The 3,526-nt window shown below is 71.5% G+C and carries 3 protein-coding genes, 1 tRNA gene and 2 pseudogenes; 3 read left to right on the top strand and 3 right to left on the bottom strand.

What is annotated here, in order from left to right; genetic code table 11:
* Positions 1–188 (top strand): annotated as a pseudogene (locus tag ABTY56_RS38510) (acetyl-CoA C-acyltransferase); the annotation flags it as partial.
* Positions 189–479: 291 nt separating this feature from the next.
* The gene (locus tag ABTY56_RS38505; protein ID WP_350634353.1) at positions 480–1,421 is read left to right on the top strand and encodes a hypothetical protein; all 942 of its coding nucleotides are present in this window, start codon (positions 480–482) and stop codon (positions 1,419–1,421) included.
* 128 nt (positions 1,422–1,549) lie between these two features.
* On the opposite strand, the gene ABTY56_RS38500 is transcribed toward ABTY56_RS38505, so the two are convergent.
* From ABTY56_RS38500 to ABTY56_RS38490, 3 genes are all read right to left on the bottom strand, one after another.
* Positions 1,550–1,933, bottom strand: coding sequence for a hypothetical protein (locus tag ABTY56_RS38500; RefSeq protein ID WP_350634352.1), 384 nt, complete (start codon positions 1,931–1,933; stop codon positions 1,550–1,552).
* An 86-nt stretch (positions 1,934–2,019) separates the two neighbouring features.
* Complete coding sequence (locus tag ABTY56_RS38495) at positions 2,020–2,892, bottom strand: Bax inhibitor-1/YccA family protein (RefSeq protein ID WP_350634351.1); 873 nt, start codon at positions 2,890–2,892, stop codon at positions 2,020–2,022.
* 141 nt (positions 2,893–3,033) lie between these two features.
* Positions 3,034–3,115 (bottom strand) — tRNA-Leu (locus tag ABTY56_RS38490).
* A gap of 303 nt (positions 3,116–3,418) precedes the next feature.
* Here ABTY56_RS38490 and ABTY56_RS38485 point away from each other — a divergent pair.
* Positions 3,419–3,526, top strand: a pseudogene (locus ABTY56_RS38485) (ABC transporter ATP-binding protein); the annotation flags it as partial.

The raw sequence follows: 3,526 nt of genomic DNA, 5'->3' as shown, positions 1-3,526 counted from the left end.
TGGACCTGGACAAGCTGAACGTCAACGGCGGCGCCATCGCGGTCGGCCACCCCTTCGGCATGACCGGCGCCCGGATCACCACCACGCTGATCAACTCCCTGCAGTGGCACGACAAGCAGTTCGGTCTGGAGACCATGTGCGTCGGCGGCGGCCAGGGCATGGCGATGGTCATCGAGCGTCTCAGCTGACCCTCCGCCGTATCCTCCGAAGGGTCTGGACCACCCATTTGGAGTGACACTGCGTAATTGAGGGCCGGATCACACCGCGAGGTCGATCCGGCCCTCTTTTCGTTCGTTTCCGGCTCGGAAATCGACACTGCGGAGCGGATCAACTGCACTGCGTAGAACGGTGTTACCTAACAATTTGGGGACAAGAGCGAAAGTCCGGGACGAATTAGACATTCGCCACTGCGGTAACACCCCCGGATGCGGCAGTGTGGACACGTAACCCCGTTCCGCTCCTCGCTAGGAGTACGTTCCGTGAGCGCCGTCTACACCATCCTGCTGCTGATCCTGATCACCGTGTCGACCGCCGTGCTGCTCCGTCTCCGCGGAATCTCCCGCCGACTGGACGCCCAGGCAGCGGCCCCGGCCCTGCCCGCACCGGTGGACGAGGCCGCGATACGCCGGGCCGTCGCCGAGGCGCTCGCCGCCGACCGCGAGCGGGAGATCACCGAGGCCCGGGCGTTCTGGGCCGAGCAGGAGGCCCGCGCGGCCGAGGACGCGCCGCTGTTCGACTCCCCCTTCACCGGCGTGTTCTCCGGCACCGACGAGTGGCCGCTCTTCTTCCCCCGCCCCACCGGCCCGCAGGACGCCGCCGACAACGCCGGGACGATGGACCCGGAGTTCGGCGAGGCGCTGCGCTCCGCGCTGGAGGACCTGATCAACGACGGCGGCACCGGCCCGGCCGAGCCCGGCACCGACGGCGGCGCGCCGCTGCGCCCCGGCCACCCGGTGGGCGAGACCGCGAAGGACGCCCGCGCCCGCCGCGAGGCCGACCTGCTGGCCACCGGCCTGGAGGCCGGGCTTCTGGACGCCGAACCGGCCGTCGAGGAGGCGCCGGTCGCCGCGCCCGACCCGCGCCGCCACCCGTCGCACCCCGACTTCGTGCCGAGCCAGGCGCCGTCCCGCGAGTGGACCGACACCCGGCTGGCCACCCTCGCCGAGGAGGGCGTCGCGCTGATCGACGTCCGCCCGGGCCCGCTGGGCACCCTGGACGTGTACGCCTTCGCCGACGGCACCACGCTCTGCGTGGCCCCGGGCGACCGGGAGGCCGCGTACCGGCTGATCGACGCGGTCCGTGCCGGCGAGCACGTCCGACTGCTCGGCGGCTCGCGCTTCTCCGGCTCCTACTCGCTGACCTTCTCCACCGACGAGGACGCCGTCTACGTGCTCGCCGACCGGGTGGTCGCCAGCATCTGACGCCTGCTCACGGGCGCGGAACGCACGCCCGGGCACGGCCCGGGCCCGAAGAGCCGCACGCCGAAGGCCGTCCGGGTCAAGGGGTTACCGACCCGGACGGCCTTCGGCATGTCCGGCCGTACCGAGCCTCAGCCGCAGAGGGCCGCCGTCCCGCGCACCGCCGCCACCGCACCGGCCAGCACCTCGCCCACCGCGGCGGGCCCCTCCGGCAGCGTCACCTGCGCGTCCTCGGGCAGCGCCGCGAGCGCGGCCGCCAGGTCGTGCCCGGCGACGGCCAGTTGGTCGCCCACGGCGAAGGCCCCGGCGTCCGGGAAGTCCCGCTCCGGCCCGCCCTCCGCCGCCAGCGCGAGCGCGGCCAGCCGCCGGGCCAGGTCCAGCGCGGCCGCCGCCCGCGAGGCGTGCCCGGGCACGGCGCCCAGCAGCTTGCTCTGCGGCAGCGAGCGGAAACGATCCGCCAGGGACTCGACGGCTTCGACCAGGGCCCGTACGTCCAGGGGCTGTACGTCATGCATGGCAGCGAGCCTAGGCGAAAAGCCGCCGGGCCCCGGAGCGGGTGGCTCCGGGGCCCGGCGGCAGTGGTTCACGGCGACAGGCGGTGTCAGTCGTCGCCGCGGAGGCTGGCGATCAGACGCAGCATCTCGAAGTAGATCCAGACCAGCGAGAAGGTGAGCCCGAAGGCGGCCCGCCAGGACTCCTCCTGCCGGGCGCCCTGGGCGATGGCCTGCTCGACCTCGTTGAAGTCCAGCGTCAGGTAGAACGCGCCGAGCGCGACGCCGATCAGGCCGATGCCGACGCCCAGCGGGCCCGACCACGTGTTGAGACCCCCACCGAAGGCCCACGCGATGCAGTTGATCAGCAGCAGGCCGGAGAAGCCCAGGCCGATCGCGGCGCCGATCCGGGCGTACCTCGAGCTGACCCGGAGCCGACCGCTCTTGTAGACGTAGAGCGTCGCTCCGAAGACCGCCGCCGTACCCAGCACCGCCTGGATCGCGATGCCCGGCCAGAGGGTGTTGAGGAAGTGGGTGATCGCGCCGAGCGCGAAGCCCTGGAAGGCCGCGTAGGCCAGGACCAGACCGGGGCTGATCTTCTGTCGGAACTGGACGACCAGACCGACGATCATGGCGATCAGCGAGGCGGGGATCGCGAAGCCGACGCTCTTGAACGGCAGCGTGAACCAGGCCACCGCGCCGGCGGCGACCACGGTCAGCAGCGTCATGGCGGTGCGGGCGATCACGTCGTCGAGCGTCATCCGCCCGGTCGCCCCGGGGCCGGCGGACGGCCCGTTGTACATCTCGTAGAGCTGCTCGTCGGTCAGCGGGCCCTGCGCCGAGGGCTGCTGGGCGTACTGGGTACCCGCGTACGGGTTGTGGCCGTACGGGCTCCCGGCCTGCGCGCTCGTTCCGAACCCCGCGTAACCGGAGTCGCGGGTGAAGGATCCCTCCCGCGAGAAGACCGGGTTGCTGCTTCTCATTGCTCATTCCCTCCGTGGCGGCACTGCACCGCCCACGCACAAGGGTAATGGCTTGGCAAAAATTCCGGGATACGCCGCGAGGAGGATCCGGTGAACGACGCCCGGCGGGGGCGCCGTCGGCGCCTCCGCCGGGTCGACCTGTGCCCGGAGCCGGACTCGAACCGGCACGGCCTCGCGGCCAAGCAGTTTTAAGCTGCCCGTGTCTGCGTTCCACCATCCGGGCGTCCTGCGAAACCACCCCTGAGCCTAGTCTCCCGGCTCACCCTTTCGCATGTTCCCAGCCCCGGAAGTTGTCATGTTTCCTTGCCATCTGACGAACAGTTCGGAATTCGGCCACGAAGGATAGCGGTTCCGGCCACCGCCCGGCCGTCGTCCCTCCCTCAGGGTTCCCGTCATACCGCAGGAGGACGGGCCGACCCTCCCGTACGCCCAGCGACGGTCGGCCCAACCGTCCGGCGGAGCGACGCCAGACCATGATCACGTCGCGGAGCATGGAGGTACAAGCCCACGAGCACAAGGAGCTCCCGTGACCACGTCGACCGCAACCGCCGTCCGTACCGGCCTGGCGGCCGCCCGCGCCACCGGCCTGAACAAGGTCTACGGGGAGGGGGAGACCCGCGTCGTCGCCCTCGAC

It is taken from the genome of Kitasatospora sp. NPDC097691 (assembly GCF_040302665.1).
Classification (GTDB): domain Bacteria; phylum Actinomycetota; class Actinomycetes; order Streptomycetales; family Streptomycetaceae; genus Kitasatospora.
This window is presented reverse-complemented; position numbering and strand designations above follow the sequence as displayed.

Bases quoted from the DNA above. Each gene is read 5' to 3' on its own strand.
- ABTY56_RS38495 (WP_350634351.1), bottom strand. From the start codon at position 2,892: ATGAGAAGCAGCAACCCGGTCTTCTCGCGGGAGGGATCCTTCACCCGC.
- ABTY56_RS38500 (WP_350634352.1), bottom strand. From the start codon at position 1,933: ATGCATGACGTACAGCCCCTGGACGTACGGGCCCTGGTCGAAGCCGTC.